We start from the raw sequence: 21,403 nt of genomic DNA, 5'->3' as shown, positions 1-21,403 counted from the left end.
CTCGTCCTGTCGAAAGAGAAGGGAAAGCGCTTACCGAGCCGCCGTGAATTGCGGACTCCGCATCCGGGTTTCCCCGTCGACGGCTTGGGCGAGCAGGTCGGTCCAGAAGCCGGCCTGCCCGGCCGCCCAGTCCTGTTCGGCCGCCCAGGCGGCCCGGGTGGGGTCGGCCGCGTCGCGCACGGCCTGCCAGTTCGGCCCGGTCGCGGTCTGCGCGGCGGCGGCGATCGCGGCCCAGTTCGCGGCCTGGTCCCGGGCGACCTGCCCGGCGTCCGCCCACGCGGTGCGGGGCGGCCCGGTCTGCTCGCCGACCCGCTGCCACGCCCGCGCGGCGGCGTCCCGCAGCTGGGCCTCGACCTCGTCCGCGGCGTCGAGAGCGGCACGTTCGGCTTCCTGCGCGTCGACGACCAGCCGCCGGACGGTGGCCAGCCAGCGGGCCTCCTGCTCGGCGTCACGCAGGCGGTGCGCCTCCAGGTCGAGCTCCGCGCCGGTGGCCCAGCCGTAGGCGAAGAACTCGACGACGTCGGCGTCGGTGGCGTCCGGCCGGGTCGCCCACGCGGCGGCGGCGCGCACCTGGGCGCCGGGGTCGTGCCCGGCGAGCGTGCGGACGTACTGCCGATCGGCTTCGGCGAGCGCCTCCTGCTGGCTCCCGTCCGCCTCGCGCGCGGCCCGGTCACGCTGCTCGGCGGCCGCGAAACCACTGCGCACGAACAACTCCCGGTCCGAGTCGGCGCCGAGCAAGGCGCGTTGCGCGGCGGCGTTCACCTCGGGCGCGTAGGCCGCGGTGTAGGTCAGGAGCACGCGCCGGCAGAAGTCCGAGTTGACCGACGCGGTCTCGGCGGCGCGCTGTTCGGCGGCGGCGAGCCCGAAGTCGAGGAACTCGTAGACGACGTCGTCGTTCTCGTCGGCCCAGGCCACCCAGGCATCGGCCCGCACGGCGGCGCGAGGGTCCTTTCCGGCCAGCCGGCGGACGAGTTTCCGCGCGGTGGCCGCGGGATCGGCGGCGACCACTGACAAGTCCGATGCGGCCGCCGACGTGGCCGGAACTTCGATGGCTCCGGTGATCGCCGCGGCGGCGAGCGCACCGCACAACAGGACGCGAAGCCGCGCCATCATGGCCTCCCCCCATGGCGACCGGGCGGGCAAAACGCCCGATCCGGCTCAACGTAACATTGCGGTGGAGCGATGATCAATCGGCCGTTCGGCCCCACCGGATTTTTTGTCGTGATCCGATGAAAGGGGAGTTTTTCCTTGTCTGCTCTCCAATTCTTTGGTTAGCCTCCGAAAAGGACGATTCCGAGGGGGAGTCACGGTGGAACCTGCCTTCACAAGACGGTCTGCGCTGCGCGGGGCGACGGTGCTCGCCGCGAACGCGGCTGTGCCGATCGGCATCGCGGCCGCCGACGAGTTCCCGGAGCTGACCTGGCGGGCCACCGGGCCCGGGGCGAGCCCGCCGCCGTTCCGGATGCGGATCATCTCCGGGATCCCGGCCGTCGTCGGCTACGGGACTCCGGTGACCCTCGGCCCGGTGATCGTGCAGGCGATCAGCGATCGTGTCTTCCCGCTGATGGTCCGCAACGGCGGATACAGCTCGGTGTCCGCGACGGTCACCGGCGCGGTGGTGATAACCGACGCCCGCGGCCTCTCCGGGCGCGTGCCGGTGACGATCTACTTCCCGCGCGTCACGATGCCGACCGTCGCGATCGAAACGGTTCTGACCGGAACCGCGACCCTGACCGGGTCACCGCAGCTGCCCGCGGTCCGCAATGCCGGGATGATGACGCTCAAGGTCGAGCCCGGCGCCAAGGGTGCCGTAACCGTGTTCAAGGACAGCGGCGCCAGCAACTCCTTCACCAGCACGATCACCCTTGCCGGCCCCTATCCCGTTCCTCCGGTCGCAACGATAGAGGTGCGTTGACCGTGCTCATGGACGCGAAGACAGCGGCCGCGCTCGACGAAGCGAAGACTCGGCTGGCCGACGAACACCTCACCGACCCGAACGTCGTGGGCGTTGCGAAGGGCTTCCGCACCCGCGGTGGTGAGCTCACCGAAGAGCCGGTTGTCATCGCGCTGGTCCGCAAGAAGCGCCGCGCCGCCCTGATTTCCCGGCGCCGGCTCTTACCCGGCACCGTCGGCGGGCACGGCGTCGATGTCGTGGAGACGGGCGAGTTCCGGTTCTCCGGCGCCACCAAAGCGGCCGCGGCCACGCCGATCGCCGAGCGCTTCCGACCGCCGCTGCAGGGCGGCAGCCTCGGCTCGCTCGCCGACGGCACCCTGGGCACCCTCGGCTGCTTGGTCCGCGACCGCACCGACGGCTCGATCTGCGTGCTCTCGGCCAACCACGTCCTGGCGAACTTCGGCACGACCGCGCCGGGCGCCGCGGTCGTGCAGCCCGCGCCGCTCGACGGCGGTGCCACCGAAGCGAACACCGTCGCCCGGTTCAAGCGGGCCATTCCGCTCGTCAAGGGCATCCCGAACACCGCCGACGCCGCCATCGCCCAGCTGGAGCCGGGCATCGACGTCAGCTCCACGGTGGCCCGCAACCTGATGGCGCCGATCTCCCCGACCCACCGGGCGATCGGGCTGGCGTTCCTCGCCAGCGTCCACGGCGGCACCTTCATGGCCAAGATCGGCCCTGTGCTGGACCAGCTGGACGTCGAGCTGCTCAAGCCGGACTCGGTCGCTCCCGCGGTGGAGGGCGGCCGGATCGAGAAAGTCGGCCGTAGTTCGGGTTACACCTCGAGCGTCGTGCTGGACACGACCGCGACCGTGGTCGTCGACGGCTATGTCTTCACCGACCTCATCTACGCCCAGCGGTTTTCGCTGGTCGGCGACTCCGGTGCCGTGGTCTGCGAAGGCGGCAACGGCAAGACGTACACGCCGATGCCGGCCATCGCCTGCCGGATGCTCGGCGCGGCGGGGGCGTTGTACGACCTGCCCTTGTCGGACGACAACGCCTACCTCGACCAGGCCCGGGACGAGTTCTTCGGCGAGAGCGCCGTCGGGAACCTGGTCGTCCAGCTCGTCTACCAGAACCTGGACGTCGCCGTGAACCGGCTCGAGGTGGCGACCGTCGGCCCGGAGGAGAAGGCCGAGGCCAGGCGGTACTACGACAAGTACCGCGCGCTCGTCATCGGCCTGCTCGGTGATCCCGGATCCACCGTGCAGCTGAGCCAGGAAAACGTGGACGACGTGCGCTCGGTCTTCGCGGGGTTGTCTCCCGAGTTGGTCACCCTGCCCGAGAAGCAGGCGCTATGGGTGATCTTCGACGACGTCATCGTGCCGTCGGTGGGCAGCACTCGCACCGAGCTGCTCGACTACATGAACGACCTGGCGGTGTACCAGCGGGTGGTGGCGGCGTTGCGGGAGATCCCCGGGCTCGACGTCGACGAGACCTTCGGGTTCTCCTCCCGGTGACCACGACCGCGGACCCCGTCCGGTACCACCTCGCCCGGCTCGTCGGCGGGCTCTCCGCACCGTTGCGCGACACCGTCGGCGGGCTCGTCGACCGGCCCGGCAAGCTGCTGCGGTCCCGGCTGCTCACCGCGTGCGCCGGGTACGGCCGGCCCGATCGCGAGCGCGTCGCGCGGCTCGGCGCGGTGGTCGAGCTGGTGCACCTGGCCTCGCTCGTGCACGACGACGTGATCGACCGGGCGGCCGTCCGGCGGGGCGGGCCCGCCGCGCACCGGATCGCCGGGCCGGAGCTGGCCGTGCTCGCCGGGCTGGCCTGCCTTTCGGCGGCCGGGACCGAAGCCGCCGACCTCGGTGAAGGTGTCGCCACGGCGGTGAGCCGCACGGTCGCCGACCTCGCGCACGGCGAGCTGCTCGACGTCGAGCGCGGTTTCGACACGGGGCTGTCCCTGCCGGACTACGTCGACTTGGTGCGGCGCAAGACCGGCGTGCTGTTCCGGCTGTGCTGCCTGCTCGGCGCGGTGGAGTCCGGAATGGACAGTGCGGTCGTCGCGGCGCTCGCCGAGTTCGGCGTGGAGTGGGGGATCGCCTTCCAGGTCCTCGACGACTGCCTCGACCTGGAAGCCGCCGACAGCGACAAACCGGCGGGGACCGACCACCTGCTCGGCCTGTTCGGCGCGCCGAGCCTGGCGGCCCTGCGCGGGGACACGTCGGGGGAGCTGCACCGGCTCCTCCTGACGCCGTCGTTCTCGGGCGGCGACCTGACGCGGGTGCGGGAACTGGTCACCGCGCACGGCGGGTTCCGGGCCGCGCGCACGCTCGCGGGTGTCCACTTCGGACACGCACACGCCGCGCTGGCCCGCACCCCGGACGGTCCCGCGCGCCGCGCCCTGGCGGGAATGCTCGAAGCGAGCCGTTCTTGAGCCACGCCGTTGTGCTCGGCGCCGGGCCGGCCGGTGCCGTGGCCGCGGCCGTGCTCGCGCGCGGCGGGATGCCCGTCGTGCTGGCCGGGCGCGACGACGACCCTCCGTCCTACGACGTCCTGCTCAGCGGCCCGGCGCGGGAGATCCTGCGCTCGATCGGGGTCCCGGTGGACGGCTGGCCGGTGTTCGGCGTGACGATCGCCTTCGACGAGACCACTTCCCACGCCGTGCCCGACGCCGGGTACGCCGTGGTGGACAGCGGGGTGCTCCGGGACACCTTGCGGGAGCACGCGGTGCGCTGCGGCGCGGAGTACCGGACGTCGGCGCTGGCCGCCCCGCACGTGGTGCTGGCCGGTGGTGCGGGGGACGGCGCCGGGGTGAGCTGTGCGCGACGGTTCACCGGGCCGGTCACGGGAGACCGGGTGGTGCTCAGGATGCTCGCCCCGCCCGCGGACGACCCCCGAGGACGCCCCCGCTGCGCCTGGCTCGCCCCGGCGCCGGGCGGCTGCACGGTCGGCGCGTCGGCCCTCGGCGCGGTGCCGGCCGGTGACCTGATGGACGAGGCGGTCGCGGCCCTGGCCGAGCTGGATCCCCACGTGCGCGAGTGCGTTCCGGCCGGGCCGGTGGTTTCCGGTCCGCTGTCCTGCGGGTTCAGTCCCGGTTCCGCGGCGGGCCCCAGCGGGCTGCGGACCGGGGACGCGGCGGGCCTGGTGAACCCGTTCACCGGCGAGGGGCTGAGCGGCGCCGTCCAATCAGGACGGCTCGCCGCCCGTGCGATCCTGTCCGCACGCGACGATCCGGCCGCGGCGCGCCGGGAGTACGAGCGGCAGTTGGAAGCGACGTTCGTCGGGTATTTCGAGACCGCGCGGCACGCCGCCCGCCGATACCACCTCGCCTGGCGCGTCCTCGCCGCCGGTGCGGGCAGCGACCACCCGTTCTACGCGAAGGGGCGGCGGGCGGTGGTGCTGCCCGAGGGCGTTTCGGTGCTCGCCGGAGCCGAACCGCTGGACCTGCCGCGCGCGACCCGGGTCCGGCTGCTGCCGTTCCTCACCGCCTGCGACGAGGTCTGCCTGTCGATCGTCCGCGGCGACTGGCCGTTCCTGGCCCGCATGTTCACCGCCGATCGGGAGGAGAAGCTACCGCTGAGGCCCGCGATCGGGTTCTTCGCGGCGCTGGTGGCCGGCGGCGGGCCCTCGCGCGGCGACGCGTCCGTCGCGGCAGCCATCGAGCTCGCCACGCTCGGCGCGCTGGCTTTCCTCGGGCCCTCGGCGCCACCGCGCGAAATGCGGGGCGTGGACTGGGAGTCCGCGACGACGGTGCTCGCCGGGGACTACCTCCTGGGGCAGGCGTCGAGGCTGATCGCGGAAGCCGCGCCCGAGCTCGCCTGGTCCTTTTCGGACTGGCTGGGCGAGCTGGCTTCCTTGCGCGCGATCGTCGTCACGACCGGTGCCGGAGCCGAGGCGGTCTTCGCCTCGCTGTTCGAGTTCCCGCTGCGCATCGGCGCGGCCCTCGGCGGCGCCGACGCGGAGGCGTTCCGAGCCTGCGGTGAAGCGCTGGGCAGGTTGTTCCTGCGTGGGGAAGACGTCCTGGCCCTGCGCGGCGAGCGGACCCGTCTGGACGTCACCCTCGCCGACCTGCTCGACGGCCGGATCTCGGGCCTGCCGGAGCTGCTGTCCACACCGGACCTGACGGCCGGCGCGCTTCCGCCGCACGCCGTTCGAGTCGCCGTCAAAGCGGCGCGCGAAACCCACGCGGAGTTCGAGCGGGCCTGCGATCGGCTCCCGGACCCGGCCGCCCGGACATTGCTGGACGCCGTCGGCGCCTGGGTGGCCGCTCCGGTGGCCACCACCCAAGAGGCAGTCCCATGACCCATTCGCGTCACCGAAGTCACGGCCGAAGTGGGTGAGACGCGCCGGCCTCAGCAGGGGGCGGAGTCTCGACGGCAGCCCGGCCGGGCGAATCCGGCGGTGCCGGAGCCCTGACTCCGGAGACGGGGAAACATGAGCCGCCTCACCGGCTCGCGCGGAAGGCCTCCGCGGGGATCGGCGCGACCGGCGGGCAGTTGCGGTGGTCCGCTTCCATGCACAGCTGGATGATCGTCAGCCGCGCCGAGGCCTGGTTGCCCGGTCCGGAGTTCTGGCCCGTGAACAGCGAGCTGAGCTTCTCCGCCGCCCCGCAGTTCGTGAACTCGGGCAGGGTGAAGCCGCGGTACTTCGGGTCGGGGTTTTCCGGGTCGGTGCCGATCAGGCCGCCGTTGAACGGGTCGTACTCGCCGATCATGTCGATCGGCATCGGCGTTTTCGAGACGCAGTCCGGGCCGGCGTCGAGCGGCACACCGTTCACCTTGACGTCGCTCAGCCGGGAGACCACGTCGAGGTGGTTGCGCAGGATCCCGTCGAACAGGGTGCCGAACGAGTGGATCATGGTGCCGCTGCGGTGGTCCGCCGGCAGGAACTCGACGGTCGCGCTGATCGGCAGGAACCCGTAGCCCAGGTACGACACCGTGACCGGGGCGAATGCCACCTCGCCGGTGATCTCGCTCCGGATGGGGTCCCCGTTGGCGGTCGTGATGCGGAACCAGACGCCGTTCACCAGCGCGGCCGGTTTGCTGTGGATCTTCGCGCCGGTCTTGGCGATCGACGCGGTGTTGTCGATCTGGTTCGGCTGCAACGGCAGGATCAGCGTGACGTTGTCGTCCGGCGGCGGCTCCTCGTCCAGCAGCGAGTGCTTCTGCGAGCCGTTCGGCCGCGGTGCCGGGGTGGACTTCTTGTCCGGCGCGGGTTTCCCGGCCGGCGGCGCGGTGGCCGCCAGCACGGCGATCGAGCCGAGGGCGAGGTCCTGGCCGCCGTCGGCGGTGCAGGCCACCTGCTCGGCGGGCCGGTCCGGCGGCGCGCCCGTCGGGCCCAGCGCGAGCTTCGGCGCGGTCAGCCGGATCCGCATGATCCCGGCGGTGGACGGCGAAAACGCGGGCAGCTTCCCGGTCGCGACCAGCGGCAGGTCGCCGTCGGCGGGCAACCCGGTGGCGGCGATGGTCATCGGGACCGCCAGCGCGTCCTTGACCTTCCCCTGCTCCAGCAGCAGCTGGAAGGTCAGCCCGCCTTCGAGTGTGCTCGCGGTGCCGAGCAGCTGCTGCGCGGCGGCGCGCGGCAGCGAAAACGCCACGGCCAGCTCGGTGATCGCCGCGGGCTTGCCGACGGTCATCGAAGCGGGCAGGGACGCCGTGGTCTTCACCGCGAGCTTCAGCGGCCCCACGGGATCGGCGAAGGGGCAGGACGCCGTGACCGTCTTCGTGACGTCGCGGCCACCCCTCCCGGCGTCCGGATCGGGCGCCCCGGGTGCGGCGGACCCCGTCCCGGTGAGCGCGCCGGTGGTGACCGACACCGCGCACACCAGCGCGAGCGCGCCGTGGGTCGCCGTCCGCCGGGTCAGCCGTGGGGCCATGCCGTGCTCCTGTCTCCTGCCGCGGGAAAACGAGCCGTAGGGATGGCCGGGGCCCCGGCCATCCCTACGGTAGTGCTACACGCAGCCGATCACGTGATGACGAAGTTCGGCGAGAACGCCAGGTTCTGCGCCGGGCTGGTCACCTTCGGGGTGCAGGTCATCGCGTAGTTCGACCAGGTGTTGTTGGACGCCTTGTGGAACTGCAGGGCCGCCGTGATCGGCGTGCCCAGCGACAGCGTGTCGCTGCCCGCCGTCGCCGGAGCGGTGTAGGTGGGGATCGACGAGGAAGCCACCTGGCTGATGTTCACCGTGATCGGTCCACCGGTCGGGTAGATGACCTGCGGGATGTTCAGGCCGCTCGCCGGTCCGGAGACCGAGCCGCGCGCGGCGGTGACCGGGACGGTCGCCGTGCCGCGGATGCCGTCGTAGCCCACGGCGGTCAGCAGCGAGTGGACCGCGGCGGAGATCGTCGCGGTGCCGCCGACGCCGGTCGGCACGGCGGTGCCACCGTGGACGATCGAGTCCGGGCCGGTGAGGAACGCGGTGATGCCCACGTCCTGCTGCGGGATGCCGGGGAACGTGCACCGGTAGGTGGCGCCCGCGTTGTAGGTGGTGGCGGCCGACGCCACGCCGGTCAGCACCATGCCGAACGCGCTGACGGCGGCCACGGTCGTCGCTGCCTTGAGGGACAGGTTCCTGAGTCGGGTCATGACTGTCAATCTCCTTCGATCATCCAGTTGACGTCTCGGGCGGGCGCTGCCCACGCGCCCCGCGGACCGAACGGGTACCGCGAATTCCCCCGGGTGTTTTCCCTGGTACAGCCCTAACCCTCGCGAGAGGCTGTGATAAATGAGGTTACTCGCCAGTCGGTTGCGCAACAAGGATGTCACGTGGTCGGTTTCCGCCGGCCTTTGCCGAGGTGGGTTCTTGTCAACACCGGAGTAGCGATGTGATGACCTTGGTGCGATGGTGACAAATACTTCGCGGGGTCCCGATCGGCGGTTGTCCGGGTTAGTATCGATACCACGCGCGTACCGCGAGCGCGGGAATCGATTCAGCGAAAGAGGATGCCGTGGCCCTCCGTTTCCGCACCACTCCCCGCCGGGCCACCGTGCTGCTCGCCGTGACGCTGGCGGCGGTGCCGGTGGTGTCGGCGGCGTCCGCTTCCGCGCAGGCGCCCGGTGTCGGCGGCGTCGTGGAATGGGGGTTCTCGAACTACATCCTGGGACCGCCCCCGGAGGCGGCCGAGGGGATGAGCGTCGTCTCCATGGGCGGCATGGACGCGATGGGTCTCAAGGCCGGTCAGGTCCTGGTGTGGGGCGACAACAACTTCGGCCAGACGGAGGTGCCCGAGGCGGCGCTGTCCGGGGTCAGCGCGATCGCCGCGGGCTGGGGCCACGAGCTCGCGCTCAAGAACGGCGGCGTCCTGGCCTGGGGAAACGACTGGTACGGCCAGACGGACGTGCCGGCCGAGGCGAAGTCCGGCGTGGTCGCCGTCTCGACCAGCGCGATGCACAGCCTCGCGCTCAAGGCCGGCGGCCGCGTGATCAGCTGGGGCCTGCGCACGGACGTCCCGGCCGCGGCGGCGTCGGGGGTCACCGCGATCTCCGCCGGGGGTGACCACAGCCTGGCGATCAAGGGCGGCGCGGTGCTCGCGTGGGGCGCCGACGACCACGGCCAGACCGACGTCCCGGCCGACGCGACGTCGGGGGTCACCGCCGTTTCCGCCGGTCACCAGCACAGTCTCGCCCTGAAGGACGGCCGGGTCATCGCCTGGGGCCGCAATGACAACCACCAGGCCGAAGTGCCCGACGCGGCACTCTCGGACGTCGTCGCGATCGAGGCGGGGTGGACCTTCAACTTCGCGCTCAAGAGCAACGGGGACTACGTCGCGTGGGGGTCGAACGACGTGACCGAAAGCGACCCGGTCGGCTGGGGTCTCTGCGGGCCGTTCCTCTCCGTCTCCGCCGGTGACCGCTTCACCGTGGCGCTCAAGGAAGATCCCTCCGCACCCTGCTGACCAGGCACGGAAAGAGGGGCGCACCGGCCGGTGCGCCCCTCTTTCCGCATCCGGTTCAGCCGTCGGTCTTGGCGGCCAGGTCCAGCGAGATCGTGTTGCCCGGCCCGGACACCAGCGCGCCCAGTGCCAGGTCGGCGATGAAGCAGTTCTTGAACTCCGGGATGGTGTAGGTGCCGGTGACGGTGATCTTCGGGCCGAAGATGTCGACGTCCTTGGCCGTCAGGTCGAGGTCGAGCGGCTTGCTCGCCTTGCAGCTGCCCGGCACCGTCGGGATCGGGATGACCGGGACGACCACGCCGGCCCAGATGTCGTAGATCTCCATGTTCGCCTGGGCGTGCGTGGTCAGCGTGCCGTCGGCGATCGTGCCCGTGGCCGGGCCGGTCGGGGTGATCTTGACCTTCGCCTTGATCCGGAAGATGCCCGACGCCAGTGAGATGTTCGCCTGCGACGGCGGCAGGCTCAGGTTCGCCCGGAGGCCGACCGAGCCGGTCTGGTCGTCGATGATCAGGGCGCCGTCGAGGTTGCCGGGGCCCAGCGCCAACGCGCTGCCGGTCTTCTTCACGACCGTGCTGCCGGTGACGGTGTAGCCCACCGGGATCTCGACCACGTCGGCCGACGCGGGCACCGCGGTGACGACGCTCAGCGCGACGCCGGCGACCGCCGTGACCGCGGCCGCGCGAGCCCATTTGCGGCCGTTCTTCCGAGTGCGCGACAAAACAGGCATGCCAACTCTCCTTCGAATTGTGCAGCGGTGGGGAAAACGGGGTCAGCGGGGCGTCAGCCCGGTAATCTTCCAGGCATTACCCTCACGTTCCGCGGTCACCGAAAGCTGCGCGGCCGCGGAACTGCTGGAATTGTTGTCGGCGCGGGTGGCGGCCTGGTCCAGGAACACGAGAAGGCGGGCGTGCCCGTCTCGGAGCTCCTGCACCGCGGACGACGTCACCCGTGTCGTCAGCACCAGTTTCTGGGCCGGTGCTTTTTCTTTCACCTGGGCGAACAGCCGGTCGTAGGTGGTGAGCGCTTCGCCGCGCAGGACCTCGCGCGCGGCCTGGCCGGTGACCTCGGTCTTGTCGTAGGAGTAGGAGAAGATCCGGTTGAGCGCCAGCGTCACCGCCGAGGTGACGTCGGCCGTGCCCCCGACGTCGGTGAGCGCGTGGTTGGCCGCGGCCGGGTTGTCCGCCGCCGAGCGCGCCGCCAGCGTGAACGCGACACCCGCGGCGGCCAGCAGGACCGAGACAGTGATCAGCAGCGGCAGCAGCAGACGGCGCCGCGGCGCGGTCTCCACGACCTCCTCGGCCGTGACGTCGTCAGTTGCGGGCAGCGCGTCGGTGCTCATCTCGCCCCCACCGGCAGCTCGTCGAGGGCGCTGAGCTTCCAGCCGCCGTCGGTCCGGGTCAGCCCCGCGGCGAACCGGTTGCGCTTGGTCGCCGGCGCGACCCCCTCCTTCAGTGCGGTGATCTCCACCGACGCCAGCAGCTTCGCGGTGCCCGCGTGCTCGTCCAGCTCGCTCAGCGCGGCGTCCAGGACCTTGCCGGTCGACACCGTCGCGTCCTGGGTGAGGGTCTTCTTCGTGGCGTCGTCGGTGTGGGCCAGCCGGTCGTGCAGCGGCCCGGTCGACGCGTCGAGCCACTGCGCCAGCCCCTGGTCGAGCTGGTGGTAGTCCAGGGTGCACAGCCGCGCGACCAGCTCACGGCCACTGGCCAGCGCCTCGTCGCGGGCGGTCCCGTAGGTCAGCGTGTCGCTGTGCGCGGCGCGGTACCAGCCGATCCCCGCCCAGGCGGCGAACGCGGCGGTGACGACCACCGCGGCCACGGCGGCCCGCAGCGGCCACTTCACTTTCCCAGCCACAGCATCTCCTCGAGGGTCGGGGACACCGGCTGGCCGGCGGAAAAGGTCAGCGGGGATCCCGAGCCGGGCACCGCCGCGGGCGGCACCGGCGGGTGCGCCGCGTTCTGCGAGCCGCGCACCGACGTCTCGTCACCCTTGGCGAGCGTGCACGACGCGCCGGTGTTGAACGGCAGCGGCGTGGTGTCCGTGCTCGGCCGGTACTGCGTGCTCTCGTACCCGGCCCGGCAGGGGACCGGGTCGTAGAAGGTCAGCGCCATGCCGAGGTTGCCTTCGTGCCCGCCGAAGACCGTCGACGCCGCCGCGACCGCCTTCGGCGTCGAGACGAGCAGCTGTTCCAGCTGGCCGGTGCGGGCCTGGAACACCTGCGACGTGGTGAGCAGGTTGGCCAGCAGGATCGGCAGCCCCGGGTCGGTCTCCTTCAGCAGGGTGCCGAGCTCGGTCGCGGCTGGCGGCGCGGTGGCGATCAGCCGCCGCAGGTCACCGTCCGAATCGGACAGCTGCGCGGCGAACAGCTTGGCGTTGTTCGTGAACGCGCGCCATTCGGCCGCCGAATCCAGCTGCGTCCGCAGCACGGTCGTGCCGTCTTCGATCAGCTTCGTGGTCTGCGGCAGGTTGGCCGCCGCGTCCTTCGTGAACGACGTCGCGGTGTCCAGCAGCACCTGCAGGTCCGGGCCGGTGCCGCGCAGCGCGTTGTCGAGCTCGTCGACGACCGTGCGGAGGTCGCCGGTCGGCACCGACGCGGTCAGCGAGTCGAGGTCGCCGAGCAGGTGCTGCACCGGCATCGGCAGCGTGGTCTTCTCCCGCGGGATGACCGCGCCGGCGGCCAGGTAGGGCCCGTCGGCGGTCCGCGGCTGCAGGTCGACGTACTGCTCGCCGACGGCGGACCGGTTGGCCACCACGGCCTGGGCGTTCGCCGGGATCGGCGGGGCCGAGCCGTCGATGACGAGGTCGGCCTCCATCCCGGACGGCGTCAGCCGCAGCTCGCCGATCCGCCCGACGGCGACGCCGCGGTAGGTCACCTCGCCGTTGGTGAAGATGCCGCCGCCTTCGGCGAGCTCCAGCTTGACGGTGTAGCCGCTGCCGCCGAAGAGCCGGTCGATCCCGGCGTAGTTCGCGCCGACGAAGGCGACCGTCACCAGCGAGATCACCACGAACGCGATGACCTGGACGCGGACCCGGGTGGTCAGCATCAGCGCCCTCCCGACGTCGTGACACCGCTGGCCGGCAGCGGCAGAGTCGGCAGGCCGGGCGGGACGCCTTCGCCGGGCGGCGGCAGCGGGACCCCGGGCGCCGGGATCACCGACGCGTAGACGTTGAGGTAGTCGCCCTTGATCGCCGGGATGACCGCGTCGGTGTACGGGAACGACGGCAGGATCTCCAGCGACTTCGGCAGCGACGCCCCGGCGTCGGCGAGCCGGTGCAGGATCGGCGCCAGCGCGGTCAGGTCCGCCACCAGGTCGGCCCGGCTCTTGTGGATGACGTCGGTGGCGACGCCGGAGAGATCGTCGAGCGACTGGAGCATCACCACGAGCTGGGTGCGCTGGTCGGTCAGGGTGCGCAGGCCCGGCGTGAGGTCGGTCAGCGCGCCGGACACCTGCCGGTCGCGGTCGGCGAGCGTGGTCGCCAGCTGGTTGACCCCTTCGAGCGCCGAGGTGATGTCCTGGCGGTGCGCGTCCAGGTCGGTGGCGAGCGTGTTGACCCCGGAGAGGAACGACCGGATCTGCGTCTCGTTGCCGGTCATCACCTTGGACAGCTCGCGGTTGATCGTCTGCAGCTGCCCGATGCCGCCGCCGTTGAGCAGCAGGGAAAGCGCGCCGAAGACCTCTTCGAACTCGGGGTTGCGGTTGGTGCGCGACACCGGGATCACGGCGTTGTCGGCCAGCCGCGCGGTCTGCGGTGAAGGTGAGGCCGCGCCGTCCGGGGCGGCGAGCTCAACGAACTTCTCCCCGAGCAGGCTGGACTGCCGCAGCCGCCCGACGGCGTCGGCGGGCAGCACGACGTCGCCGTTGACCTCGACGACGGCCTCCGCGGTCCAGCCGTCCGCGCCGAGGCGGATGGTCTGGACCCGCCCGACCGGGACGTCGCCGACCTTCACCGCGGCCTGCGGCACCAGGTCGAGGACGTCGGCGAACTGCACGGTCACGTGGTACGGGTGGTCACCGACGTCCGCGCCGCCGGGCAGCGGGAGGTCGTAGACACCTTTGAACTCGCCCGAGCAGGCGGTCAGCACCAGGCAGCAGCCGGCGGCCAGGGCGGCGATGCGTCGCAGTGGTCTCATTTCCCGCCCGCCTCGTTCGTGTAGACGGACCCGGTCACTGGCAGCGGCAGGTAGTCGAGCAGGTCGGTGCGGCTCTGCAGCGCGCCGGTGGCGGGGTCGACCGTCTGGAGCACGTTCGTCGCGGCCAGCGGGGCGGTCTCCAGGGTCTCGGCCAGCGACGCGCGCTGGTCGACGAGGGTCTGCGTGGTCACCGCCAGCTTGTCCACATTGGACTTGATCAGCGCGCGGTTGTCCTTGATGAAGCCCTGGATGTCCCCGAGCGCGCTGCCGAGCGAGCGCAGCGCGGACGCCAGCTCGTCGCGGTTGGCCGACAGCGTGCCGGACACCGCCGCGAGCTGCTGGTTGACCTGCGCGACCTGGTTGTCGTTGGCGGCGAGCATGCTGGTGAACTGCTGCAGCTCCCGGACCGTCGTGAACAGGTCGCCGGAGTTGCCGGCCAGCGTCCGGGCCAGCTCGGCGAGCTGTTTGACCGAGTCGTTGAACGCGGTCCCGTTGCCCTGCAGGTTGCGGGCGCCGGTCTTCAGCAGGTCCGACAGCGCGCCGTTCTTGTTCGCCCCGTCCGGCCCGAGCGCCTTGGTGAGCGAGTCGAGGCTGGCGTAGAGCTCGTCCAGCTCGACCGGGGTCGCACTGCGGTCGACGCCGATGGTGGCGTTGTCGACGAGCCGCGGCCCGCCGCGCGCGGGCTTCGAAAACTGGACGTACCGGTCGGCGACCACACTCGGCGCGATCACGACGACGTCGGTGTCGGCGGCGATCGGCGCCGAGCCGTCGTAGGTCAGCGTCACCTCGACCTGCTCGCCGCGCGGGGTCACCGATTCGACCTGGCCGATCCGGACGCCGAGCAGCCGGACGTCGGAGCCGCTGTAGACGCCGACCGCGCGCGAGAAGAGCACGGTCGCGCGGTCGAGCCCGGTGCCGGAGAAGATCCACCACAGCGCGGCCACGACGACCAGCGCCGTGACGACCGCCGCGGCGAGGAACCGGGAGGTGCGGGTCGCGTTCACTTCGGGGCTCCCGACTGCTTCGGCGGCACGCAGGGGTCGCGGTTTTCCGGCAGCAGGCCGCAGAGGTAGGAGTCGAGCCAGCGGCCGTTGCCGAGGGTGTTGTTCGCCAGCCGGAAGTACGGCCCGGCGGCGGCGAGGCTCTTGGCGAGGTTGTCGTTCTGCCGCGTCAGCAGGTCGGTCACGGTGTTCAGCTGGCTCAGCGCCGGCTTCAGCGCGCCGGTGTTGTCCGCGACCAGCCCGGACAGCTGCGTAGCCAGCGCCTGCGCGCCGGTCAGCAGGTCGTGGATGGCCTGGCGGCGCCGGTCGAGCTCGCCCAGCAGCAGGTTGCCGTCGGAGAGCAACTGCTCGAAGTCCTCGTTGGAGTCCGCCAGTGTGGTGGTGATCTTCTTGGCGTTGGCCAGCAGCTCGGCGAGCTGGTCGTCGCGGGAGGACACCGTCTTCGACAACGCCGAGAGCCCGTCCAGCGCGGTGCGGACGTGGGCCGGGGCGTTGCGGAACGTGTCGCTGATCGCGGTGAAGCTGTCGGCCAGCTGCGTGGTGTCGATCTGGCCGGCGGTGTTCGCGAGGCCGTTGAACGCCTCGGTGACGTCGTAGGGCGTGACCGTCCGGTTCCGCGGGATCGCCTGGTCCGGGTCCTGCACGCCGTCGCCGGTCGGCTTGAGCGAAAGGAACTTGCGGCCCAGCAGCGTCTTGATCCGGATCTCCGCCGACGTCCGGTCGCCGACCCAGGCGTTCTTCACGCGGAAGGTGACGAGCACGTGGTCGTCGGCCAGCTCGACGTCGCGGACCTCGCCGACCTTGATGCCGGCGACCCGGACCTCGTCGTCGGTCTGCAGCCCGGCCGCCTCCGAGAACTCGGCGCGGTAGGTGGTGCCGCCGCCGACGATCGGCAGGTTGTCGTAGTTGAACGTCACGGTCAGCAGCGCGGCCAGCACCAGGCTCCCGGCGGCGCCGAGGACGATCGGGTTGCGTTCCTTGAAGGACTTCACGCGCCGCACCTCTCCGCCGTGACGGGCGTCCCGCGCGGGGGCGTGGTCTGCAGGGTGGCGCTGCACAGGTAGAAGTTCATCCACGAGCCGTAGGAGGCGATCCGCCCGAGGCCGTTGAGCTTTTCCGGCAGGGTGCTCAGGGTCTGCTCGAGGCCCGGCAGGGTCTTTGCGTCCGCGAGGTTCTGCGAGACGCGGTCGAGGCCGGTGATGCTGTCCTTCAACGGCGTCCGCACGTCGCCGAGCAGGCCGGCGGTCGCCGTCGACAGGTCGGCGAGGCCGCCGATCGCGTCGCCGATCACGGTCCGGTCCGAGGCCAGGCCCGAGACCAGCTCCCGCAGGGTCGAGATCAACGTCGTCAGCGCGGTTCCCTTGCTGTTCACCGTGCCGAGCACGTGGTTGAGGTTGGTGATCACCTCGCCGATGAGCTGGTCGCGGCTCGCCAGCGTCGAGGTCAGCGAGCCGGTGTGCGCGAGCAGCTCCTCGACCGTGCCGCCTTCCCCTTGCAGCACCTGGACGATCTCGCCGGAGAGCTGGTTGACGTCGGTCGGCGAGAGGGCCTGGAACAGCGGCTTGAAGCCGTTGAAGAGGTCGGTCAGGTCGAGCGCCGGGGTGGTGCGGTTCAGCGGGATCTCGCCGCCGACCGGGAGGACGCCCTTGCCGCCGGCGCCGCGTTCGAGGGCGACGTAGCGCTGGCCGACCATGTTGCGGTACTTGATGACCGCGCCGACGTCGGCGGGCAGCTGCCGGCCCTCGTCGAGGGAGAACCGGACGTGCGCGAGGCTGTGGTCGGCGATCTCGAGCTCCTCGACCTGCCCGACGCGGACCCCGGAGATCCGGACGTCGTCCCCGACGTTCAACGACGTCGCGTCGGTGAACATCGCGCCGTAGAGGTCGGTCCGGCCGACGCCGGTGTTGCCGATGGAGATCGCGAGCAGCACGGTCGCGGCGGTGGTGACCAGGATGAAGATCAGGCTCTTGACCAGCGGGGCGGCGAACTTCCTCACTTGAGCGTCACCTCCGTGCCGCGGTAGAGCGCGCCGACGAGCACACTGCTCCAGTCCGCGACCTGGCCGGCGGGCACACCCAGCTGCGGCGCGAGCACCGTGGCGAGCAGCTCCCGCTCCTGGGGCGAGTTCGCGACGCCGAGGTCGTCCCGCGTGCCGGTGACCAGCGGGTGCTGGGGCGCGCCGGGCGCGACGGCGGCGGTGCCGGTCGTCGGGGCGACGCCGCTCGGGTAGCAGCGCGGGCCGCCGCCGGCCGACGGGATCATCGGGTCGTCCTTGCCGGGCACGTACTTGCCGCGCGCCTGGGTGACGGTGATCTGGGCGTGCATGCCGGGCTGGTTCGTGCCCTTGCCCAGCGCCTCGTCGACCGGCTCGCGCAGCGCGTCCATCGCCTTGAGGGTGCAGGGGAAGCTGGGGGAGTACTCCGCCGCTACTTCGAGCGCCGCGCGGCTGTCGGCCGACAGGGCGATGATGTTGTTCTTGTTGCGGCTCAAGAACTTCTCCACCTCACCCGCGGAGCTCGTCACCTGCTGGTACACCGTGGCGAGGTCGGCCGCCTTGTCGTGCACCGTGTTCAGCGTGACCGCCGAGTCGGTGAGCGCGTCCAGCAGGTCGGGCGCGATGTCGCCGTACAGCCGGGAAACCGAGGCGAGGTCGCGGACGTCCTGGGTGAAGTTCGGCAACTGCGGGGTGAAGTCCTTCAGGTAGGTGGCGGCGGTGGAAAGGGTGTCGCCGATCTGCTCGCCGCGGCCCTGCAACGCCGTCGACACCGCAGTCAGCGTCGTCGCGAGCTTCTGCGGCTGGACGGCCTTGAGCAGCGGAAGCAGGTTGTCGAAGACCCGTTCCAGCTCGATCGCGTTCGCCGACCGGTCCTGGTTGATGACGTCGCCCGCGACGAGGTGGGTGTCCTTCACACCGTCCGGAATGGACAGCTGGACGTACCGCTCGCCGAAGAGCGTCTTGGGCACGAGCAGCGCGGAGACGTTGCGCGGCAGCATGTCCACCTTGTCCGGCTCCAGCGCGAGGGCTATCTCGGCGCCCTCCGGCGTCGCGCGGACGTCGCGGATCTCCCCGACGAGCACCCCGCGGGCCTTGACCTGGCCGCCCGCCGAGAGCTGGTTGCCGATCCGGCTCGCCTTGAGCGTCACCGGGACCGTGCTGACGAAGTCCTTGTCGTAGACCTTGATCGACAGCGTCACGAGCACGCCCAGCACCACCAGGAACAGCACCCCGGCGGTGCGGACCCCGGCCTTGCGGCGGGTTTCCCGTCTCATCCCGCCACCTGCACGGTGGTCGTCGCGCCCCAGATGGCCAGGCTCAGGAAGAAGTCGATGATGCTGATCGCGACGATCGCGGTGCGCACCGCGCGGCCCACGGCGACCCCGACGCCGGCCGGGCCGCCGCTCGCGCGGAAGCCGTAGTAGCAGTGGGCCAGGACCACGACGACGCTGAACACGAGCACCTTCCCGAACGACCACAGGACGTCGCCGGGGGGCAGGAACAGCAGGAAGTAGTGGTCGTAGGTGCCCGCGGACTGGCCGAAGAACCAGACGGTGATCTGGCGTGAGGCGAGGTAGCTCGAGAGCAGGCCGATCGCGTAGAGCGGGATGACGGCGAGGAACCCGGCGATCACCCGGGTCGTCACCAGGTACGGGACGCTCGGGATGCCCATGACCTCCAGGGCGTCGATCTCCTCGGAGATGCGCATCGCGCCGAGCTGGGCGGTGAAGCCGCAGCCGACGGTGGCGGACAGGGCCAAGCCACTCACGAGCGGAGCGATCTCGCGGGTGTTGAAGTAGGCGGAGACGAACCCGGCGAACGCCGACGTGCCGACCTGGTTGAGCGCGGAGTACCCCTGCAGCCCGACGACCGTGCCGGTGGCGACGGTCATCCCGATCATCACGCCGATCGTGCCGCCGATGACGGCGAGCGCCCCGCTGCCGAAACTCACTTCGGCCAGCAGCCGGACGACCTCGCGCAGGTAGCGGTGCAGCGCGCGCGGCGTCCACGCGATCGCGCGGAGGAAGAACAGGATCTGGTCGCCGAGCGTGTCGAGGAAACCGAACCGGCGGTCGACGGCTTCACGGACCCGCGTGGTCCTGGGGACTTCCGTGGTGGTCACGTTCAGCTCCCCTTGGGCGGCACAAGCTGCAGGTACACCGTGGTGAGCACCAGGTTCAGCACGAACAGGAGCAGGAACGTGATGACCACGGACTGGTTGACGGCGTCCCCGACACCCTTCGGCCCGCCCTTGGGGTTCAGCCCGCGGTAGGCGGCGACGACCCCGGCGACGAACCCGAAGATCAGCGCCTTGATCTCGCTGATCCACAGGTCGGGCAGCTGGGCGAGGGCGGAGAAGCTCGCCAGGTAGGCGCCGGGCGTGCCGTGCTGCATGATCACGTTGAAGAAGTAACCGCCGAGCACGCCGACGACGCTGACCATGCCGTTGAGGAAGATCGCGACGCCCATGGCGGCGAGCACCCGCGGCACGATCAGCCGCTGGACCGGCGAGACGCCGAGCACCTCCATCGCGTCGATCTCTTCGCGGATGGTGCGCGCGCCGAGGTCGGCGCACATGGCGCTGCCGCCGGCGCCGGCGATGAGCAGCGCGGTGACGATCGGGCTGGCCTGCTGGATGATCGCGAGCACGCTCGCCGCGCCGGTGAAGGACTGCGCGCCGATCTGCGTGGTCAGCGACCCGATGTGCAGCGCGATCACCGCGCCGAACGGGATGGACACCAGGGCCGTCGGCAGGATCGAGACGCTCGCGATGAACCAGAACTGCTGGATCAGCTCACGCAGCTGGAACGGGCGCCGGAACGTCAGCCGGACGACGTCCAGCCCGAGCCCGTAGAGCCGTCCGGTCTGCCGCAGCGCGGCGGCCCCGGGGAACGACGCCGTCGTCGTCCGTTCGGCCATTCGTGTGCCTCCCCAGCGGTTTCGACGGCACGCCGAATACACCCGAGTCGAGCAAAGGGAAATGGTCCGAACGGGGTAACAATTGTCGGCCATTCACGGTCTCGGGGTCACCGTGCCGTTTCCTACTGGTCGGTACGCTAACCACGGCCATGCTGGGAGACAAGAACTTGAGCACGATCACGCGGTCACGAGCAGGTAACCGCGCATTTCTTGTCCGGGACTGACAACCGGGCCCGATCTTGTTGTCAACGGAGGAAAAGAAATTCCCGCCCCGGATGCCGGACCTGTCCATTCCCGCGCACCGGCGTGCGTGCCGGAAGGGGTCGACACGTGGAGTTGCCCCCTGGGAGCGGACACCTTGAATCCAGACACAGGTCTGGAGGGAGGATGTCCCGGTGTCTCGCAGGTCGAAGTATCCGGAGCAGTTCCGTCGCGACGCCATCGAACTGGTCCGCACCAGTGACCGGCCGTTGCGGCAGATCGCCCGAGAACTAGGCGTCAACCACGAGACCCTGCGGTCCTGGGTCAACACCGCCAAGCAAGCCGCCGAGGCCGGACCACCCGAGGACCCCGCGGTCACCGACGAAGTCCAACGGCTGCGGAAACAGGTCGCTGAACTGCAGAAAGAGAAGGAGATCCTGCGGAAAGCAGCCGCCTATTTTGCGCGCGAGATGGATCGATGACCTACCGCTACCGATTCATCTCCGAACACCGCACCACCTTCGGTGTCCAGCGGCTATGCCGAGTCCTCGGGCTGCGCCGGCAAGGCTTCCACGAATGGGCCGCCTCCGAAGCCACCCGGACCGCACTAGCGGAGGCCGAGGCCGAGCTGGTCAGGCTGATCACCGAGATTCACGCCGAACATCGTGGCGCCTACGGGGTCCCGCGGATCACCGCCGAGCTGCACCGCCGCGGTCACATCGTGAACCACAAACGGGTCGAACGGCTGATGCGCGAACACGGGCTGGCCGGGATCACCCGCCGCAAACGCCGCACGCTGACCCGGCCCGCGGCCGGGCCGGTCACACCGGTGGCTGATCTGATCCGCCGCGACTTCACCGCCGAGAAACCGGGGACCCGGTTGGTCGGGGACATCACCTGCCTGCCCACCTTCGAAGGCTGGCTGTATCTGGCCACGGTCATCGACCTGCACACCCGCGAAATCGTCGGGCACGCCATGGCCGGGCACATGCGCACCGACCTGGCCTGCGACGCGGTCGACCTCGCCGCCGCCCGCGGCCTCATCGACGATAATGCGGTGTTTCATTCCGACCGCGGGGTCCAGTACACCTCGGGCCAGTTCCGGGCCGCACTGGCCGAGCGGAAGATCCGGGCGTCAGTCGGGCGGGTCGGGTCCTGCTACGACAACGCCGTCGCCGAGGCGTTCTTCGCCACGCTGAAAACCGAGATCGGTGCCACGATCTGGCGGACCCGCGCCCAGGCCCGCCAGGACGTGTTCGGCTACTTGCGCTACTACAACCACCACCGGCTGCATTCCACTGTCGGCCACAACACCCCGACCGAAACCCGGATCAACCACTACGCTCAGGTCTCAGCTGCCTGAAACCC

The 21,403-nt window shown here is 71.0% G+C and carries 21 protein-coding genes; 7 read left to right on the top strand and 14 right to left on the bottom strand.

Annotation, left to right across the window (positions count from 1 at the left end; translation table 11 throughout):
- Positions 1–30: 30 nt before the first annotated feature.
- On the bottom strand, positions 31–1,110 hold the full coding sequence (locus ACZ63E_RS44340) for a hypothetical protein (RefSeq protein WP_465342328.1): 1,080 nt from the start codon (positions 1,108–1,110) through the stop codon (positions 31–33).
- A 199-nt stretch (positions 1,111–1,309) separates the two neighbouring features.
- Between ACZ63E_RS44340 and ACZ63E_RS44335 the strand changes: the two genes are divergently transcribed.
- Genes ACZ63E_RS44335 through ACZ63E_RS44320 form a run of 4 tightly spaced genes read left to right on the top strand, consistent with a single transcriptional unit; the run spans position 1,310 to position 6,199 of the window.
- Positions 1,310–1,915, top strand: a complete 606-nt coding sequence (locus tag ACZ63E_RS44335; protein ID WP_465342327.1) for a hypothetical protein — start codon at positions 1,310–1,312, stop codon at positions 1,913–1,915.
- Complete coding sequence (locus tag ACZ63E_RS44330; RefSeq protein ID WP_465342326.1) at positions 1,912–3,414, top strand: hypothetical protein; 1,503 nt, start codon at positions 1,912–1,914, stop codon at positions 3,412–3,414. The genes ACZ63E_RS44335 and ACZ63E_RS44330 overlap by 4 nt, the downstream gene beginning before the upstream one ends.
- Entirely contained in the window at positions 3,411–4,331 is a 921-nt protein-coding gene (locus tag ACZ63E_RS44325; RefSeq protein ID WP_465342325.1) for a polyprenyl synthetase family protein, read from the top strand. The genes ACZ63E_RS44330 and ACZ63E_RS44325 overlap by 4 nt, the downstream gene beginning before the upstream one ends.
- A complete protein-coding gene (locus ACZ63E_RS44320) occupies positions 4,328–6,199 on the top strand; it encodes a hypothetical protein (RefSeq protein ID WP_465342324.1) in 1,872 nt (623 codons plus the stop codon). Before ACZ63E_RS44325 ends, ACZ63E_RS44320 begins: the two co-directional genes overlap by 4 nt.
- A gap of 142 nt (positions 6,200–6,341) precedes the next feature.
- On the opposite strand, the gene ACZ63E_RS44315 is transcribed toward ACZ63E_RS44320, so the two are convergent.
- Positions 6,342–7,772: a DUF6801 domain-containing protein gene (locus ACZ63E_RS44315; protein WP_465342323.1), complete on the bottom strand. Its 1,431-nt coding sequence runs from the start codon at positions 7,770–7,772 to the stop codon at positions 6,342–6,344.
- 89 nt (positions 7,773–7,861) lie between these two features.
- Positions 7,862–8,482 (bottom strand): DUF6801 domain-containing protein, encoded by a 621-nt coding sequence (locus ACZ63E_RS44310; protein ID WP_465342322.1) that lies wholly within the window; start codon positions 8,480–8,482, stop codon positions 7,862–7,864.
- Positions 8,483–8,895: 413 nt separating this feature from the next.
- Here ACZ63E_RS44310 and ACZ63E_RS44305 point away from each other — a divergent pair, with 413 nt between their 5' ends.
- Positions 8,896–9,792, top strand: coding sequence for an RCC1 domain-containing protein (locus ACZ63E_RS44305; protein ID WP_465342360.1), 897 nt, complete (start codon positions 8,896–8,898; stop codon positions 9,790–9,792).
- A 55-nt stretch (positions 9,793–9,847) separates the two neighbouring features.
- Here the strand turns inward: ACZ63E_RS44305 and ACZ63E_RS44300 are convergent, their stop codons facing one another.
- From ACZ63E_RS44300 to ACZ63E_RS44250, 11 genes are read right to left on the bottom strand one after another with little or no spacing between them, the layout of a single operon-like run.
- A complete protein-coding gene (locus ACZ63E_RS44300) occupies positions 9,848–10,516 on the bottom strand; it encodes a hypothetical protein (RefSeq protein ID WP_465342321.1) in 669 nt (222 codons plus the stop codon).
- Positions 10,517–10,558: 42 nt separating this feature from the next.
- Positions 10,559–11,128, bottom strand: a complete 570-nt coding sequence (locus ACZ63E_RS44295; RefSeq protein ID WP_465342320.1) for a hypothetical protein — start codon at positions 11,126–11,128, stop codon at positions 10,559–10,561.
- On the bottom strand, positions 11,125–11,640 hold the full coding sequence (locus ACZ63E_RS44290) for a hypothetical protein (RefSeq protein WP_465342319.1): 516 nt from the start codon (positions 11,638–11,640) through the stop codon (positions 11,125–11,127). The genes ACZ63E_RS44295 and ACZ63E_RS44290 overlap by 4 nt, the downstream gene beginning before the upstream one ends.
- Positions 11,625–12,830, bottom strand: a complete 1,206-nt coding sequence (locus tag ACZ63E_RS44285; RefSeq protein WP_465342318.1) for an MCE family protein — start codon at positions 12,828–12,830, stop codon at positions 11,625–11,627. Before ACZ63E_RS44285 ends, ACZ63E_RS44290 begins: the two co-directional genes overlap by 16 nt.
- The gene (locus tag ACZ63E_RS44280) at positions 12,830–13,918 is read right to left on the bottom strand and encodes an MCE family protein (protein ID WP_465342317.1); all 1,089 of its coding nucleotides are present in this window, start codon (positions 13,916–13,918) and stop codon (positions 12,830–12,832) included. The genes ACZ63E_RS44285 and ACZ63E_RS44280 overlap by 1 nt, the downstream gene beginning before the upstream one ends.
- The gene (locus ACZ63E_RS44275) at positions 13,915–14,922 is read right to left on the bottom strand and encodes an MCE family protein (RefSeq protein ID WP_465342316.1); all 1,008 of its coding nucleotides are present in this window, start codon (positions 14,920–14,922) and stop codon (positions 13,915–13,917) included. Before ACZ63E_RS44275 ends, ACZ63E_RS44280 begins: the two co-directional genes overlap by 4 nt.
- Positions 14,919–15,911: an MCE family protein gene (locus ACZ63E_RS44270; RefSeq protein ID WP_465342315.1), complete on the bottom strand. Its 993-nt coding sequence runs from the start codon at positions 15,909–15,911 to the stop codon at positions 14,919–14,921. The genes ACZ63E_RS44275 and ACZ63E_RS44270 overlap by 4 nt, the downstream gene beginning before the upstream one ends.
- Positions 15,908–16,915, bottom strand: coding sequence for an MCE family protein (locus tag ACZ63E_RS44265; protein WP_465342314.1), 1,008 nt, complete (start codon positions 16,913–16,915; stop codon positions 15,908–15,910). The genes ACZ63E_RS44270 and ACZ63E_RS44265 overlap by 4 nt, the downstream gene beginning before the upstream one ends.
- Positions 16,912–18,189: an MCE family protein gene (locus ACZ63E_RS44260; RefSeq protein ID WP_465342313.1), complete on the bottom strand. Its 1,278-nt coding sequence runs from the start codon at positions 18,187–18,189 to the stop codon at positions 16,912–16,914. The genes ACZ63E_RS44265 and ACZ63E_RS44260 overlap by 4 nt, the downstream gene beginning before the upstream one ends.
- The gene (locus ACZ63E_RS44255) at positions 18,186–19,037 is read right to left on the bottom strand and encodes an MlaE family ABC transporter permease (protein ID WP_465342312.1); all 852 of its coding nucleotides are present in this window, start codon (positions 19,035–19,037) and stop codon (positions 18,186–18,188) included. The genes ACZ63E_RS44260 and ACZ63E_RS44255 overlap by 4 nt, the downstream gene beginning before the upstream one ends.
- A 2-nt stretch (positions 19,038–19,039) precedes the next feature.
- On the bottom strand, positions 19,040–19,834 hold the full coding sequence (locus ACZ63E_RS44250; protein WP_465342311.1) for an MlaE family ABC transporter permease: 795 nt from the start codon (positions 19,832–19,834) through the stop codon (positions 19,040–19,042).
- 395 nt (positions 19,835–20,229) lie between these two features.
- Here ACZ63E_RS44250 and ACZ63E_RS44245 point away from each other — a divergent pair, with 395 nt between their 5' ends.
- Positions 20,230–20,517 (top strand): transposase, encoded by a 288-nt coding sequence (locus tag ACZ63E_RS44245; RefSeq protein WP_465342310.1) that lies wholly within the window; start codon positions 20,230–20,232, stop codon positions 20,515–20,517.
- Complete coding sequence (locus ACZ63E_RS44240) at positions 20,514–21,398, top strand: IS3 family transposase (RefSeq protein ID WP_465342309.1); 885 nt, start codon at positions 20,514–20,516, stop codon at positions 21,396–21,398. Before ACZ63E_RS44245 ends, ACZ63E_RS44240 begins: the two co-directional genes overlap by 4 nt.
- Positions 21,399–21,403: the final 5 nt, after the last annotated feature.

The sequence above is a fragment of the Amycolatopsis sp. NPDC104819 genome (assembly GCF_055583145.1).
The sequence above is the reverse complement of the archived record's forward strand: the minus strand, read 5'-3'. Positions and strand labels throughout refer to the sequence as shown.

What these genes read in the sequence shown, in the direction of transcription:
- ACZ63E_RS44340 (WP_465342328.1), bottom strand. Translation starts at nt 1,110, where the DNA reads ATGGCGCGGCTTCGCGTCCTGTTGTGCGGTGCGCTCGCCGCCGCGGCG.
- ACZ63E_RS44315 (WP_465342323.1), bottom strand. Translation starts at nt 7,772, where the DNA reads ATGGCCCCACGGCTGACCCGGCGGACGGCGACCCACGGCGCGCTCGCG.
- ACZ63E_RS44310 (WP_465342322.1), bottom strand. Translation starts at nt 8,482, where the DNA reads ATGACCCGACTCAGGAACCTGTCCCTCAAGGCAGCGACGACCGTGGCC.
- ACZ63E_RS44300 (WP_465342321.1), bottom strand. Translation starts at nt 10,516, where the DNA reads ATGCCTGTTTTGTCGCGCACTCGGAAGAACGGCCGCAAATGGGCTCGC.
- ACZ63E_RS44295 (WP_465342320.1), bottom strand. Translation starts at nt 11,128, where the DNA reads ATGAGCACCGACGCGCTGCCCGCAACTGACGACGTCACGGCCGAGGAG.
- ACZ63E_RS44285 (WP_465342318.1), bottom strand. Translation starts at nt 12,830, where the DNA reads ATGCTGACCACCCGGGTCCGCGTCCAGGTCATCGCGTTCGTGGTGATC.
- ACZ63E_RS44280 (WP_465342317.1), bottom strand. Translation starts at nt 13,918, where the DNA reads ATGAGACCACTGCGACGCATCGCCGCCCTGGCCGCCGGCTGCTGCCTG.
- ACZ63E_RS44260 (WP_465342313.1), bottom strand. Translation starts at nt 18,189, where the DNA reads ATGAGACGGGAAACCCGCCGCAAGGCCGGGGTCCGCACCGCCGGGGTG.
- ACZ63E_RS44250 (WP_465342311.1), bottom strand. Translation starts at nt 19,834, where the DNA reads ATGGCCGAACGGACGACGACGGCGTCGTTCCCCGGGGCCGCCGCGCTG.
- ACZ63E_RS44240 (WP_465342309.1), top strand. Translation starts at nt 20,514, where the DNA reads ATGACCTACCGCTACCGATTCATCTCCGAACACCGCACCACCTTCGGT.